Genomic DNA, 13,744 nt, shown 5'->3' with positions numbered 1-13,744 from the left:
AGGTAATGAAACCAGATGGGATTATTCCTGTCGCAAGCGGTTACTGCTTAGGCGGGATCCAATTGGGGTTGATGCGCGAGGTCAGAACATGGTCTTCCCAACGGCCATTAATCAGCAAATAGTCCTTCGCCTCACCTTCTTTTCTAAAGCCGGCGGCATCGAGCACCGCAGCACTTTTTTGATTCCTCGGCATATAGGCAGCCATGACCCGGTGGAAATGCTGCTGCTCAAACATCCACTCTACCGTTGCCTCAAGCGTTTTCCGCATTATTCCTTGCCCCTGGCAGCGCTCATCAAGTGAGTACCCGACATGGCAGGCAAAGAACGGATGTCTGACCAAATTGCTGTAGTTGATCACTCCGCAAATATCATCAGACCCCGGTTTCACGATAATAAAATAATAAGCCAGTTTGTGCTTATGTAGCTCCGCAAGCTGACCGAGGCGCTTATCCCAGCCAGACTCGGTGAAGAAAGCCTCCTCGCGCAGCGGCTCCCAGGGCTGCAGGAATGCTCTGTTCCTTTGATAGTAGGCTGCAATCAAGGGAGCATCCCTTGTGGTGATAAGTCGTACCTTAAGCTCATCCACCGTGATGCTCGGAGAACGATTAATAATTGAATGAAACAACAGTACCTCACGTTAGATTAGGGCCCAATAATAAAACGTTACCACACGCATCGTGCCGACAACATACTTTTAGTCATTTCATAAATGAATGACCAGCATAACATTTTGCCCGCAAAGCCAACTTGTATACGGTTTTCTGAGCTATGATTGGATCAGCTAGCGCTTCCGCCAAGTAGTAATTCTTCAAATGACAGTGATTGATTATGTATTATGACTACCTTGATACGGTATTAGGAAAAATCTATTTACTTGCAGACAACCAGGGGCTCAGGCAACTAACAGTAGGGAGCGGTGGCTTTTGCCCTGATTCCAGCTGGGAACACAGTCCGGAATTCATGCAACAATTCACCTCCCAGCTCAAGGAATACCTTCAAGGACAACGCAAAACCTTCACCCTTTCCCTCGCCCCCCAAGGCACATCCTTTCAACAACAAGTCTGGCAAGCAATCACCGAAATCCCGTTTGGCACATGCCTCTCTTACCAGCAAATTGCCGATAAAATTCACCAACCCGCAGCGGTGCAGGCCATCGGCATGGCCAGGAACGTCAACCCGATCCCTATTATTATCCCCTGTCACCGGGTTCAGGGAGACAACCACCAGCAAACTAATTGCCGCTACGGTCAAGATATGACACTGCAGTTACTGGCACTCGAGTCGGGCAAGTTGACATTATTGCAGCCCATATAAGAAAAGGAGGCAAACGCCTCCTTTAATATTAAGTCGTTAAGCTACACCTAATTAGTGCTTGCCAATGCCGTATTCACGCAGTTTATTGGCAACAGCAGTATGCGAAACCCCCAGCCGTTTTGCCAGTTTACGGGTCGACGGATAGCTGCGATAAAGGTTGTTCAGGATCCCCGACTCATAGCGCTTCATGATCTCGTCCAAAGAGCCATCCAGCGTCTCGTCACTAATAACACTGGCCGTTTCGTTTTCCGGTAGCTGGACATCGTCCACAGTCACTTCGGTGCCGTCTACCTGCGTCATGGCACGGAACAGAACATTTCGTAACTGCCTGATATTCCCCGGCCATGCATACTGGCTAAGGTATTGCGCCAGTTCATCCGAAATAACCGGCTTCGGCTGTTGCATCTCCTGCGCAAACTGGGCCAGAAACAGCTCGGCCAGCGAGACAATATCACCGGTACGCTCACGCAGCGGCGGCACGACAAGAGCCAGTACATTCAGGCGGTAATACAAATCTTCCCGGAACTCACCGCTAGCAACCAAATCAGGCAATTTCTTCTGTGTCGAGCAAATTACCCGGACATCAACCTTCATTTCTTTTTCTTCGCCTACCCGGCGGAACGTGCCGTCCTGCAGGAAGCGAAGCAGTTTGATTTGCAGATGTGCCGACATTTCGCCCACTTCATACAGGAAAACGGTACCGCCGTCTGCCTGCTCAAATATCCCCTTCTTGCCCGGCTCTGTGGCACTGCCTGCAAAACCAAACAATTCGGTTTCGGCGGCGTTATCCGGCATCGAGACGCAGTTCACCAGCAAAAATGGTTTGTCACGTCTCAGAGAGCGGCGGTGGCAAGCGCGAGCCAGCATTTCCTTACCGGTGCCGGTTTCTCCCTGGATCAACAAGGGAGCGTCCAGCAGTGAAAGCTTCTTGGCCTGGGCAAGCAAATGCTTGAATCGAGAAGACTGCCCGACAAAGTGCTCAAAGCCGTTGTCGCTGCTGATCTCCCGCATCGCGACAGGCATTTTCGCTTCAGACAAAGACTTGAGCAGGATAACAGCGCTGGCCAGTACCTGCTTTTCACTTTCGTCGGCAACATACACCGGCATGATCTCCATCATGTAGTCCAGTCCGGAGAGCACGATCATTTCACTACGCTTGGCCGCCTCTTCTTTTTCTAGCCAGCGATGGAAATTAAACCCAAGCAGCGTCTGAATGCCTTCACCAAGAATGTCACCGCGAGTTTTGCCCATCAGCAACTCGGCAGCATCATTGGCAAGATCAACCTTACCTTGCAAGTTAATTGAGAAAAACGGATCAGGCAGGGTCTCCAGCAATGCCTTCAGCTCTTTGTGCTCGCGCTCGCTCGGCATAAACTGGATCTTGCGGACATCGGTCACACCGTCCAGCTGGCGGATTTGCGACATCAGCTGACTAAACTGCTCGAACTCGATCTCCGGGCAGTTGAGGTAGATAATCCCTATTCGATCAATTTCAATACCCCGTAAATCTATCTGCTGACTGGTCAGAATATCCAGTAGCTCGCGGGTCATACCAAGTCGGTCTTCACAATTGACTTGTAGCCTCATATCACACGCCTTCTCAATTACTTTTCTTACAAGGTGTCAGGAATTGTTGACACTGAAGAAGTGTGCGCCTTCACTGTAAACGAGTCAAGTTCGCAATGGTGCATGATGAGAGGTTGGACAATAGCGGGAGGCGAGTTTGACCATTTAGTCGCCACATCAGCAATATAGCTCGGGGAATATCTTGCAGTTAAGGTTAAGCGGGGACAGGTTTAGCCATGCGGAAGGGCCCACATGGCTATTTACTTTACTGGTTATTTCGCGTCTTTCTGCTGACGAGTCAAGCGCAAGACCAAATCTTTGCGGATTTCACTTAACTTCGGTTGCTGGTCAGGCTGCCAAGGCAGCGGTCGCATCAAGCTGATCGCTTTGAGTCCCAGGCGTCCGGTCAGCAGTCCGACACCGACACCTTGCGCCACCCGTGTCGACATCCGGCCGGCCAGGTCCATCGACAACATATCCATGCCAGTATCGGCAATCATCTCGCTGGCACCAGCAACGGCCATGTTGGCAAGTACCAACTTAACAAGCTTGATCCTCGACCAGTACCCCAACTCAACGCCATAGACAGCCGATACCTGATCAATCAGTTTGAAGTTCCGCCACGCCACCAGCAGCATATCGGCAACGGCCAGCGGACTCACCGCCACCATCACCGCGGCCTCGCTGGCATATTTGGCCACGAGACGGCGGGCCAGCTTATCCTGATGGGTCAGCACCATCTGATCATAAAGCTGCAACACCTCACGGTCGTTATGTGTCGCCGCCAGCGACTGCATCCAGCGGTCATAGCCGACATGATCGTCACGAATTGCACTCTGTCTCGCCAACTTGGTACAGAACGCCTTGCCCTGACCAATGCTGTCGGCTTCCAACAGTGCCTGCGCCTGCTCCCGCTCGGACTGGCGGTGTTTCAGGCGGCGAAGCTTGAACAGCTCACTGCCAATAGCCGTAATCCCTGTGGCTGCCACAGCGGCGATAATCGTGCTCCAGCCAAGTGCCAGCCAGTCGGCACTTTGGTAGGCAGTGACAACATAGTCCAGCGTCTGCCAGCCAGCCATTGCCGCTGCCGCAACCAGGAGCCCCTTAAACCAACGCCCGCTACGCTTGGGCTTGCTGGCGAGAGTCTGCGCCAGCTGCTCCTCGACATCGGGCTCAGAGGCAGTGTCCGGCAAGAAAGCCTCATCCTCGGCAAACTGCTGCTGGGCAGTCAGCTCCTGCTCCGCTGTCGATGCCGCCTGTTCAGGCTCATCAAATAATATTTTCGCTTTATAAGGTTGAGTCATCGCAATTTATCTCCCAACAGATATTCCAGTGCTTTATCCATTCTGATGTGAGGCAAAGGCTCATCGCTCTGGATGTCCAACGGACGGAAATTAACAAAATCAAAACCATACTGCTGCCAGTAGGTGTCATTCGGCAAACGGCGCGGCACTTCCCCCGGAAACAGCATCTGTGCCTGTCCACTCAGGGTATGCCCACGCAGTGCAGGCACCTGTTGCCCCTGATGGGAGACAAACCCCGGCTCTGTGGCCTGAATCGACGACAAGCTCACACAGTCCATTTTGATCCCTTCAAACGATGCCGTCTGCCAGGCGTCGTTGACTATCTGCTGGAGCAAGCTGACCAGATTGGGATGCTGCTCCGGCGTGACGTGATCAGCCTTGGTCGCAGCAAACAGCACCTTGTCGATTCGCGGTGAAAACAGCCTGCGCAACAACGAACTGCGGCCGTACTTAAAGCTCTGCATCAGCTGATCCAGCGCCTGGCGCATATCATTGAATGACTCGGGTCCGGCATTGAGCGGCTGCAGGCAATCAACCAGAATGATCTGGCGATCAAACTTGGAAAAATGCTCGCGATAAAACGCTTTAACGACGTGTTGCTGATAATACTTATAGCGGCTCTTTAGCATCCCGAAATTGCTATGCTCGTCTGCCTGCTGCAACTGGGCTTCGGTGTACTTGTCAGCCCAGACAAACGGGAAGAACTGCAGAACCGGCGCGCCGGCCAGCTCGCCGGGCAGTACAAACCGCCCCGGCTGTACCCAGTGCAATCCCCCTTCGGCCTTGCACTTGTACAGGTATTCGGTAAAAACGGCTGACAGCCGCTCAATCAAGGCCTCGTCAGCCGGTGCCAGCGGGTCAAAGCCCTCGGCCACCTCCAGCCAACTTTGCGCCAGTTCGCTACGCTTGCCCTTTAACAGTTTAGCCTGCTGCTGCGACCAGCTAAGATAGTCCATCTCCAGCAGGGGCAGGTCCAGCAGCCACTCTCCCGGGTAATCGACAATATCCAGATACAGGGTCGCGGTATCCTGCAGCAGTTTCATTGGCCCCTTTTGCGGCTTGTAGCGCAAAGCCAGCCGGGTCTGGCTGACATCCCGAGTGGGGTCCGGCCACATCGGCGGAGAGTCCAGCAGTGCACTCACTCCTTCGTCATAACCAAACTTGGGGACGTGCATGTCTACCTGCGGCACGCGTTTGGCGCCGAGAAGATGGCCTTCCCGCACTGCTGAAAACAAAGGAAGCCTCGGGTTGGTACTCACATGAAGCAACTGATTAACAAGCGACGTTATAAAAGCTGTCTTACCCGCACGAGACAATCCCGTCACCGCCAGACGCACGTGGCGATCCAGGCTGCGGTTCACTAACTTGTTTAACTCGTTACCAATTCGATTCATATTTCTTCCTAACTCATTACTCTATAAATAGAATACCAACCCCAAAATTAACCACCGATGAATACCTTCGTCCGGATAGATTCAGCACAGGGGAATAAGCAAACAGTAAAAAGCAGGCATAAGGCCTGCTTCAGGAATAACTTTTCGGCAAGATGTCAGCACGTACTCAGAGGTTTTTAAACTCTCTGGCAACCTTGAATGCCGAAGAGGTGACATAGGCCTCCATGTGACGCAAATCCTTTTCCATGCCATCCAGTTCGGCTTCGACATTGCTTAAGATTTGCTCAGGAGAAAGCCCGGCCTGCCAAGGCTTCTGCTTGACGGTATGTTCCCGGTAGATGTATTGCTGCTCTCTGCGCTCCTCCGGCATTTTATCCAGAATCAAGCTTGCCGCGATATACGCCACGATGGCAAAGAACCCGAACCCTAGCAAGAAAGCGGACACAGCCAGGATCCTAACCAACCAGATTTCCATACCGAAGTATTCAGCAACACCCGCACAAACCCCGCTTATCTTTCCGTTCTGCGGATCTCTATACAAGGTTTTACTCATCGGCGTTGCCTCCACTGCGGTGCTTCCGCATCTAGAATCTGCTCCAGCGTTTTGATGCGATCCTGCATCTGCTCTGCACGCATCACAAGGGTTTGCAGCTGTTCATGTTCTTCGCCAGATAGCCCCTGAGTAGCATTACGTTGACCACGGTAGTGCAGAATCAACCATAGCGGCGCAACAAAAATTAAGAACGCCATCAACGGCCATACTATCCAACCCATAAATTACCTCCATCCTCGTTTCGTGCAGAACCCAATATTGTCACTATCTTACTCTTTATCCTTGATATTTGCCTTCATGCGTTCAAGTTCTTTCTCAATTTCGTCCTGCGCCTGAAGATCGGCAAATTCCTGCTCCAGGTTTTTACCACGACCAATGCTGTAGCTATCGGCTTCGGCTTCCATTTCATCAATACGACGCTCATACTGTTCAAACTTAGACAGGGCCTCATCTACCTTACCGGTATCTAGCTGACGGCGGACTTCGCGACGGTTGCCTGCTGCCTGATGGCGTGTCACCAACGCCTGCTGACGAGCGCGGGTTTCCTGCAGCTTACGCTCCAGCTCGGCCACTTCACCGCTCAACTTATTGATAGTCTCTTCAACCAACTTATACTCTTCGTTAAGCGTTAGCACCACATCACTGAGTTTTTGTTTTTCGATCAACGCGGCACGCGCCAGATCGTCACGGCCTTTCTGTAGCGCCAGGCTCGCTTTCTGCTGCCAGTCATCAATCTGTACCTGCAGTGAGTCGATACGACGCTGCAGCTCTTTTTTGTCTGCCAATGCCCGAGCTGACGAAGTGCGTACTTCAACCAGCGTATCTTCCATTTCCTGGATGATAAGACGGATCATTTTCTGCGGATCCTCAGCCTTATCCAGCAATGAGTTGACGTTTGCATTGACGATATCTGCAAAGCGAGAAAAAATGCCCATATTGAATCTCCTTAATACGTTAATCCGCGTTGGTTCCTAGGCCTACATGCTAGGTTGTTGTAATTACTCTACACTAAGCACTGTATCAAGCTCTGTGCCAACTTTTTGTCTTATATTTATCAATAGCTTAGCTTTGCAATCCCTAACTCCCAATGCTATGGTGTGAACAAGTACGCCAATAGTTAGCGAGATTGACCATGCAAAAAACAGATAACCTTATCGGTGAGTCAGAATCATTTCTTGCCGTGCTCGATCAGGCCTCCCGCCTCGCCCCGCTCAACCGCCCTATCCTTGTCCTGGGTGAACGGGGCACAGGTAAAGAGCTTATTGCCCAGCGCATTCACTACCTGTCCAAGCGCTGGGACCAGCCATTGGTCACGCTAAACTGTGCTGCATTGAGCGAAGGGGTTATCGATTCCGAGCTGTTTGGCCATGAAGCCGGATCCTTTACCGGTGCAAAAGGCCGCCACCAGGGGCGCTTCGAGCGTGCCGAGGGCGGAACCCTGTTTCTGGACGAGCTGGCCACGGCACCACTTGGCGTACAAGAAAAACTGTTACGCGTTATCGAATACGGCGAATACGAACGAGTCGGCGGCAGCAAAACCTGCCAGGCCAACGTACGCCTTATCTGCGCGACCAACGAAAACCTGCCCCAGTTGGCCGAAGAAAGAAAATTCCGCGCCGATTTGCTTGACCGGCTGGCCTTCGACATTATTCATTTACCGCCGCTTCGCGAACGTCGCGAGGATATTTTGCCGCTGGCCGAATACTATGCGGTCCGCATGTGCCGGGAGCTCAACTATAGCTTCTTTGCCGGCTTCACCCCGGCCGCGAGACAGGAATTGCTCGACTATCACTGGCCGGGCAATATTCGCGAGCTCAAAAACGTCATTGAGCGTTCAGTGTTTCGGCATGCCCTGGAAGGAGAGGCCGTTGATCACATCATTATCGATCCTTTTCATGCCCCCTGGCACGACAAGCCCGTCGAGAAACCTGCCGAAGAACCGTCTGCGCTTGCAACGGCAGCAGTGGACTTTCCGCTCGACTTTCGCCAGTGGCAGCAGGATCAGGAAATCACGGTTATTCGCCAGGCCTTGGAACAGGCTAAATTTAATCAGCGAAAAGCCGCTGAGCTATTAGGTTTAAGCTACCATCAACTTAGAGGGCTGCTGCGCAAATACCAGCTGGTCGGCCATTCGGAGTAAGCCCCAAAAGTCCTTTTTTGCCCTGACAAAAGACAGCCGCATAGGCAATAGCACTAAGTAATAGAAGGTTATTTTAGGAGATAGCTTGGTGACTGTGATGGATAATGTTAAATTTAGCCACTTGTTTTCAAAAAAATCCTTTTCTTTATGAGCGCCTATACTCGTCTACTGCTTGCGTGCTTTGGACTGTTCAGCCTTATCGGCTGCTCGGAGCCACACCAAGACAGCAATATTCGTAGCCGCGGCTTCGTTTATTGCGGGCAAGATACGCCGACGACCTTTAACCCCCAACTTATTGATGGCGGACTGACCGCGGATACGCTGGCAGCACAGATCTTCGATCGCCTGTTACTGCTCGATCCGATCAGCCACCAGCCGCTTCCGTCGCTTGCCCGCAGCTGGTCTGTCAGTGATGATGGCCTCGAATATACCTTCAACCTGCGTAAAGGCATCGAGTTTCAGAGCACGAACTGGTTCAAACCGACCCGTCAGCTCAATGCCCAGGATGTCGTATTCAGTTTCAGGCGCATTATCGACCCCGGCCACCCCTTCCACAAGGTCTCCGGTGGCCGCTATCCCTGGTTCGAGAGCCAGGGCTTTAGTAGCCTGGTTGATAACATCGAGGTCGTAGACTCTCATACGGTGAAGTTTACCCTTGCCCGCCCGGACAATGCTTTCCTGTCTAACCTGGCGACCACCTATGCGGTTATTCATTCACAAGAATATGCCCAGAGCCTGTTAAAAGCCGGTAAACTGCATCAGCTGGACATGAAGCCAATCGGCACCGGACCGTTTTACCTGTCGCAATATCTGCCCAACGACCTGATCCGGCTGGTCCGCCACTGGGGCTACTGGCAAGGCGCCGCCCCGATGGAGCAGGTCGTCTTTGACATCTCGTCTCGCGGTACCGGCACCCTGGCAAAACTGCTTAGCAAAGAATGCGATGTCCTCTCGTCCCCTGTTGCCAGCCAGTTGCCGGTGATCAGCAACAGCGAGGAGTTTGAACTTATTGCCCAGACCGGGATGAATGTGGCCTTTGTTGCCCTCAATAACAGCAAATCCGAACTGAAAGATCCGCGGGTTCGCAAGGCCATCAACCTGGCCATCAATCGCGAAAACTTGCTCAATTCGGTTTACTACGGCACCGGCACCAAGGCAAAAAGCATTCTGCCGCCAATGTCCTGGGCCTATAACCACAGCAGCAAAGCATTGGATTACGACCCGGTTAAATCTCTGGCACTGCTCAAGCAGGCCGGTTTTGACAAAAACCTTAGCCTGACGATGTGGGTACCGCTCGAACCGAGGCCTTATAACCCAAGCCCGAGAAAAACCGCCGAGCTGATACAGGCCGATCTCAATGCCGTAGGTGTTCAGCTGAAAATTTTATCGCAAGACACCCTTAGCAGGCTGAGCTCAACGGTTGCAACGAACAGCGACATGGTGCTCACCGGCTGGATTGCCGACAATGGTGATCCGGACAACTTCCTTCGTCCGCTGCTGTCATGCAGTGCCAAGAGCGCCGGGTTAAACGTTGCCAATTGGTGCAACCTCGGATTCGATAATCTGCTCGAGCTGGCGTCGCGCACCAACAAGCTCGAACAGCGCGTCGACTACTACCATCTGGCACAGGATATCTTAGATACAGAGGTACCCATTATTCCACTGGCTCACGGTGTCCACTTCCAGGTTCACCATCAGTCTCTGGGTGGGTTACAAATGAGTCCCTTTGGTACTCGCTCATTCTCCAGTGTTTACCGCAGCGAGTGACATCATGTTTATTTATACTATTCGCCGTTTGAATCTGTTCATGATCACCATGGCTATTTTGACCATGGTCGGTTTCAGCATTCTCCGCCTCGATCACAGCTCGCTCTGGAGCAACCAGCCATTCTGGAGTGGTTGGTTCACCTATATCGACAATCTGCTCGTGGGCAACCTGGGGCTGAACCAACATGGTTCGCCGGTACTGCTTGACGTGCTGACGGTCTTCCCGGCGACGCTCGAGCTATGTTTCTTTGCCTTCACCCTATCACTGCTGGCTGGTATCCCGCTAGGAACCCTGGCCGGCGTGAAACGTGGCCGCTTAATCGATACCTCAATTTCATCCCTGGCCCTGGTCGGCTACTCCATCCCGCTATTCTGGCTGGCAGTATTGCTGATCATGCTCTTTTCACAGCAGCTTGGCTGGCTGCCCGTGGCCGGACGCTACAGCGTCCTCTATGAAATTGACCATGTGACCGGCGTTGCCCTGATTGATGTCCTGCTCTCTGACAAGCCGTACCGCTCGGAAGCCCTGATGGACACTATCCGCCATCTGATCCTCCCGACCTTGGTACTGGCAATGGCACCGACCACCGAGGTGATCCGCCTGACCCGCACCTCGGTGGCCGAAGTGATGAACCAGAACTTCATTAAAGTCGCGCAGACCAAGGGCCTGTCGATGTTCGAAATTATCATGCGCCATGTCCTGAAGAATGCGATTCCGCCGATCATCCCGAAACTCGGCATGCAGTTTTCGACCATGATGACGTTTGCGATGCTGACCGAATCAATCTTCAACTGGCCGGGCATTGGCCGCTGGCTGCTCAATGCTATCTCCGAGCAAAATTATGTCGCAATTCAGGCCGGTGTCATTACTGTCGGTAGCTTTATCCTGATTGCCAACATTCTGTCAGATCTCACTGGCGCCGTTGTTAACCCGCTTGTCAGAAAGGAATGGTATGCTATCAAATAACATCTACCAGGAGCAGAAAATCCCGACTCAGTGGGAGCGGGCCTGGCAAAACTACCGGGCCAATTCGCTGGCCATGTTCGGGCTGTGGTGTCTGCTTTTCCTGCTGATTGTTACCCTCAGCGCGCACTTTATCATCCCCTACGCGCCCAACCAGCAGGTAGGCGAACTCTTGATGCCGCCATCGTGGGATCCGAGCGGCCATGTCGAGTTTTTCTTCGGTACCGACGATCTCGGCCGTGACATACTGAGCCGACTGCTACTGGGCACCCAGCTAACCTTCGGCTACGCACTGCTCATTGCCTTGGCATCCAGTGTAATCGGTATTGTCATCGGTGTGATGGCAGGTATGACCCGCGGGCTCAAGTCGAGTTTCCTGAACCATATTCTCGATACTGTACTGTCCATTCCGTCGCTGCTGTTGGCCATCATTGTCGTGGCCTATATGGGCCCGGGCGAAGTCAATATCCTGCTGGCTATCTGGCTGGCGCTGATCCCTCGCTTCATTCGTGCCATCTACACGGCAGTGCACAACGAGGTTGAAAAAGACTACATCATCGCTGCCCGCCTGGACGGTGCCAACGATTTCTATTTGCTCTATAACTCCATTCTGCCCAATATCCTGACGGCCATTACCAATGAGCTCACCCGGGCCATCTCGATCGCCATCCTTGATATTGCCGCACTGGGTTTTCTTGGGCTCGGCGCCCAGGCACCGTCCTCCGAATGGGGAGCAATGCTGGGCGATTCCATCGAGCTGATTTACCTTGCGCCCTGGACCGTCACCTTGCCCGGGCTGGCAATCACCTTCAGTGTATTGGTAGTAAACTTAGTAGGAGAAGGACTCCGCCAAGCAATCAATGCGGGGATTGATTAATGCCTTTATTAGATATCCGTAACCTGACCATTGAAATCGAGACCCCGCAAGGGTTGGTCAAAGCCGTCGACCGTATGAGCCTGACGCTCAACGAAGGCGAGATCAGAGGGCTCGTGGGTGAGTCAGGTTCAGGCAAAAGTCTTGTCGCCAAGGCCATCGCCGGGGTCACCAAAGACAGCTGGCGTGTCACGGCCGACCGTTTGAGGCTGGGCGATGTTGATCTGCTCTCGCTATCTACCCGTGAGCGCCGGAAGATAGTCGGCCGCGAAATCGCCATGATTTTCCAGGAGCCTTCCTCCTGCCTGGATCCGTCCGAACATGTGGGTGAACAGCTGGAAGAGGCGATCCCCCAGCTATCATTCAACGGCCATTGGTGGCAGCGCTTTCAGTGGCGCCAGAAACAGGCTATTGCCTTGCTGCACAAAGTGGGGATCAAAGATCACAAGCGGGTAATGAAAAGCTACCCGTATGAACTAACCGACGGCGAGTGCCAGAAAGTCATGATTGCCATGGCAATTGCCAACCGCCCTCGCCTATTGATTGCCGATGAACCAACCAACGATTTGGATCCGATCACCCAGGCGCAGATCTTCCGCCTGCTTAGCCGGATGAACCAACTCGGCAATACCACTATCTTGCTGGTCAGCCACGACCTGACGACGGTGACCCAGTGGGCAGACAGGATCACCGTGATGTATTGCGGCCAGTCGGTCGAATCCGGCAGCCGTAAACAGCTGCTGCAATCACCGCATCACCCTTACACCGAAGCGCTGCTCCGTGCCATGCCTGACTTCAATCTGGATGTGCTGCCTCACAAATGTAAACTTGAAACGCTGCCTGGCTCTATTCCTCCTCTGCAGCATTTGCCCATCGGCTGTCGACTTGGCCCGCGCTGTCCCCATGCCCAGCGCAAATGCGTCGAAGTACCGAAGCGAAGAAAGATAAAAAACCATAAATTCAGCTGTCATTTTCCGCTGAATATGGAGGAAACGAATAAGTGAGTGCGCTACTAGAAGTCGAACATCTGAAAAAAGACTATCACTACCGCTCGGGGCTGTTTCGCCGCCGGACGATAGAGGCCGTCAAGCCTGTTTCCTTCACCCTGGAAGCCGGTGAGACTATCGCGTTTATGGGCGAAAACGGTTCAGGCAAATCGACGCTGGCAAAAATGCTGTCAGGGGTTGTCGAGCCGACCGAGGGGATCATTCGCGTCAACGGCGAGCCATTGGCCCCCAATGACTTTCAGACCCGCTGCAAGCTGATCCGGATGATCTTTCAAGATCCCAATACCTCGCTGAATCCACGGATCCAGATTGGTAAAATTCTGGAAGGACCGCTGAAGCGAAATACCAATATGACGCCACAGGCCCGCGAGCGCAGGATCATGATGACCCTGAAACGCGTCGGCCTGCTGCCCGAGCACGCCTATTTCTACCCGCAAATGCTGGCAACCGGCCAAAAGCAGCGTGTCTCCCTTGCTCGCGCCCTGATCCTCCAGCCTTGTATTATCGTGGCTGATGAAGCCCTTAACGGTCTAGATATGTCAATGCGCTCCCAGATCCTCAACCTGTTGCTGGAGCTACAGGAAGAAATGGGACTGTCGTATGTTTACGTATCGCAGCATATGGGGGTTATCAAACATTTCACCGACAAGGTGATGGTTATGCAAAATGGCGAGGTGGTTGAGCAGGGCCTGACGGCGGATGTTTTCGCCAACCCCCAACACCCTCTGACACAAAAACTGCTCGACAGCCATTTCTCGGCACCGTCGCACGACCGAACCAACCGTATAAGCAGCGCCACACCTAAAATTGAGTGCTAAACACACGAAAATAATCTGCCTGACGGGCTAACTACAGCCCGTC

Annotated in this window: 14 protein-coding genes; 7 read left to right on the top strand and 7 right to left on the bottom strand. The window is 52.9% G+C overall.

Going from position 1 to position 13,744, the window contains the following annotated elements:
• Positions 1-40: 40 nt before the first annotated feature.
• Positions 41-625 (bottom strand): ribosomal protein S5-alanine N-acetyltransferase, encoded by a 585-nt coding sequence (rimJ, locus tag L4D19_RS09475; protein ID WP_428452255.1) that lies wholly within the window; start codon positions 623-625, stop codon positions 41-43.
• A gap of 203 nt (positions 626-828) precedes the next feature.
• On the opposite strand from rimJ, the gene L4D19_RS09470 reads away from it, so the two are divergent.
• On the top strand, positions 829-1,314 hold the full coding sequence (locus tag L4D19_RS09470) for a methylated-DNA--[protein]-cysteine S-methyltransferase (RefSeq protein WP_075766525.1): 486 nt from the start codon (positions 829-831) through the stop codon (positions 1,312-1,314).
• A 51-nt stretch (positions 1,315-1,365) separates the two neighbouring features.
• Here L4D19_RS09470 and tyrR read toward each other — a convergent pair whose 3' ends face one another.
• The 6 genes from tyrR to pspA all read right to left on the bottom strand — a co-directional run bounded on the left by tyrR (position 1,366) and on the right by pspA (position 7,066).
• A complete protein-coding gene (gene tyrR / locus L4D19_RS09465; protein WP_075766526.1) occupies positions 1,366-2,901 on the bottom strand; it encodes a transcriptional regulator TyrR in 1,536 nt (511 codons plus the stop codon).
• A 251-nt stretch (positions 2,902-3,152) separates the two neighbouring features.
• A complete protein-coding gene (locus L4D19_RS09460; protein ID WP_428452254.1) occupies positions 3,153-4,184 on the bottom strand; it encodes a YcjF family protein in 1,032 nt (343 codons plus the stop codon).
• Positions 4,181-5,578 (bottom strand): YcjX family GTP-binding protein, encoded by a 1,398-nt coding sequence (locus tag L4D19_RS09455; RefSeq protein ID WP_428452253.1) that lies wholly within the window; start codon positions 5,576-5,578, stop codon positions 4,181-4,183. Before L4D19_RS09455 ends, L4D19_RS09460 begins: the two co-directional genes overlap by 4 nt.
• 166 nt (positions 5,579-5,744) lie before the next feature.
• Complete coding sequence (gene pspC / locus L4D19_RS09450; protein WP_428452252.1) at positions 5,745-6,131, bottom strand: envelope stress response membrane protein PspC; 387 nt, start codon at positions 6,129-6,131, stop codon at positions 5,745-5,747.
• Complete coding sequence (gene pspB, locus L4D19_RS09445; protein ID WP_428452251.1) at positions 6,128-6,352, bottom strand: envelope stress response membrane protein PspB; 225 nt, start codon at positions 6,350-6,352, stop codon at positions 6,128-6,130. The genes pspC and pspB overlap by 4 nt, the downstream gene beginning before the upstream one ends.
• Positions 6,353-6,400: 48 nt before the next feature.
• Positions 6,401-7,066 (bottom strand): phage shock protein PspA, encoded by a 666-nt coding sequence (gene pspA / locus L4D19_RS09440; protein ID WP_075766531.1) that lies wholly within the window; start codon positions 7,064-7,066, stop codon positions 6,401-6,403.
• A 197-nt stretch (positions 7,067-7,263) separates the two neighbouring features.
• On the opposite strand from pspA, the gene pspF reads away from it, so the two are divergent.
• The 6 genes from pspF (at position 7,264) to L4D19_RS09410 (ending at position 13,701) form a co-directional block, all read left to right on the top strand.
• Positions 7,264-8,271, top strand: coding sequence for a phage shock protein operon transcriptional activator (gene pspF / locus L4D19_RS09435; protein WP_428452250.1), 1,008 nt, complete (start codon positions 7,264-7,266; stop codon positions 8,269-8,271).
• 147 nt (positions 8,272-8,418) lie between these two features.
• Positions 8,419-10,038, top strand: a complete 1,620-nt coding sequence (gene sapA / locus L4D19_RS09430; protein ID WP_428452249.1) for an ABC transporter substrate-binding protein SapA — start codon at positions 8,419-8,421, stop codon at positions 10,036-10,038.
• 4 nt (positions 10,039-10,042) lie between these two features.
• Positions 10,043-11,005, top strand: a complete 963-nt coding sequence (locus L4D19_RS09425) for an ABC transporter permease (protein WP_428452248.1) — start codon at positions 10,043-10,045, stop codon at positions 11,003-11,005.
• Positions 10,992-11,879, top strand: coding sequence for a putrescine export ABC transporter permease SapC (gene sapC, locus L4D19_RS09420; RefSeq protein ID WP_160648174.1), 888 nt, complete (start codon positions 10,992-10,994; stop codon positions 11,877-11,879). The genes L4D19_RS09425 and sapC overlap by 14 nt, the downstream gene beginning before the upstream one ends.
• Positions 11,879-12,880, top strand: coding sequence for a peptide ABC transporter ATP-binding protein (locus L4D19_RS09415; RefSeq protein ID WP_428452247.1), 1,002 nt, complete (start codon positions 11,879-11,881; stop codon positions 12,878-12,880). Before sapC ends, L4D19_RS09415 begins: the two co-directional genes overlap by 1 nt.
• Complete coding sequence (locus tag L4D19_RS09410) at positions 12,877-13,701, top strand: ATP-binding cassette domain-containing protein (protein ID WP_160648173.1); 825 nt, start codon at positions 12,877-12,879, stop codon at positions 13,699-13,701. Before L4D19_RS09415 ends, L4D19_RS09410 begins: the two co-directional genes overlap by 4 nt.
• The last annotated feature ends 43 nt before the right edge of the window (positions 13,702-13,744 follow it).

It is taken from the genome of Photobacterium kasasachensis (assembly GCF_050336885.1).
Taxonomy (GTDB): domain Bacteria; phylum Pseudomonadota; class Gammaproteobacteria; order Enterobacterales; family Vibrionaceae; genus Photobacterium; species Photobacterium kasasachensis.
Note: the sequence above shows the minus strand (reverse complement) of the source record. Positions and strands in the feature narration are given on the sequence as shown.

Excerpts from the sequence above, each read along its gene's own strand:
- L4D19_RS09470 (WP_075766525.1), top strand. The coding sequence starts at position 829 with ATGTATTATGACTACCTTGATACGGTATTAGGAAAAATCTATTTACTT.
- tyrR (WP_075766526.1), bottom strand. The coding sequence starts at position 2,901 with ATGAGGCTACAAGTCAATTGTGAAGACCGACTTGGTATGACCCGCGAG.
- L4D19_RS09460 (WP_428452254.1), bottom strand. The coding sequence starts at position 4,184 with ATGACTCAACCTTATAAAGCGAAAATATTATTTGATGAGCCTGAACAG.
- L4D19_RS09455 (WP_428452253.1), bottom strand. The coding sequence starts at position 5,578 with ATGAATCGAATTGGTAACGAGTTAAACAAGTTAGTGAACCGCAGCCTG.
- pspC (WP_428452252.1), bottom strand. The coding sequence starts at position 6,131 with ATGAGTAAAACCTTGTATAGAGATCCGCAGAACGGAAAGATAAGCGGG.
- pspB (WP_428452251.1), bottom strand. The coding sequence starts at position 6,352 with ATGGGTTGGATAGTATGGCCGTTGATGGCGTTCTTAATTTTTGTTGCG.
- pspA (WP_075766531.1), bottom strand. The coding sequence starts at position 7,066 with ATGGGCATTTTTTCTCGCTTTGCAGATATCGTCAATGCAAACGTCAAC.
- pspF (WP_428452250.1), top strand. The coding sequence starts at position 7,264 with ATGCAAAAAACAGATAACCTTATCGGTGAGTCAGAATCATTTCTTGCC.
- sapA (WP_428452249.1), top strand. The coding sequence starts at position 8,419 with ATGAGCGCCTATACTCGTCTACTGCTTGCGTGCTTTGGACTGTTCAGC.
- L4D19_RS09425 (WP_428452248.1), top strand. The coding sequence starts at position 10,043 with ATGTTTATTTATACTATTCGCCGTTTGAATCTGTTCATGATCACCATG.
- sapC (WP_160648174.1), top strand. The coding sequence starts at position 10,992 with ATGCTATCAAATAACATCTACCAGGAGCAGAAAATCCCGACTCAGTGG.
- L4D19_RS09415 (WP_428452247.1), top strand. The coding sequence starts at position 11,879 with ATGCCTTTATTAGATATCCGTAACCTGACCATTGAAATCGAGACCCCG.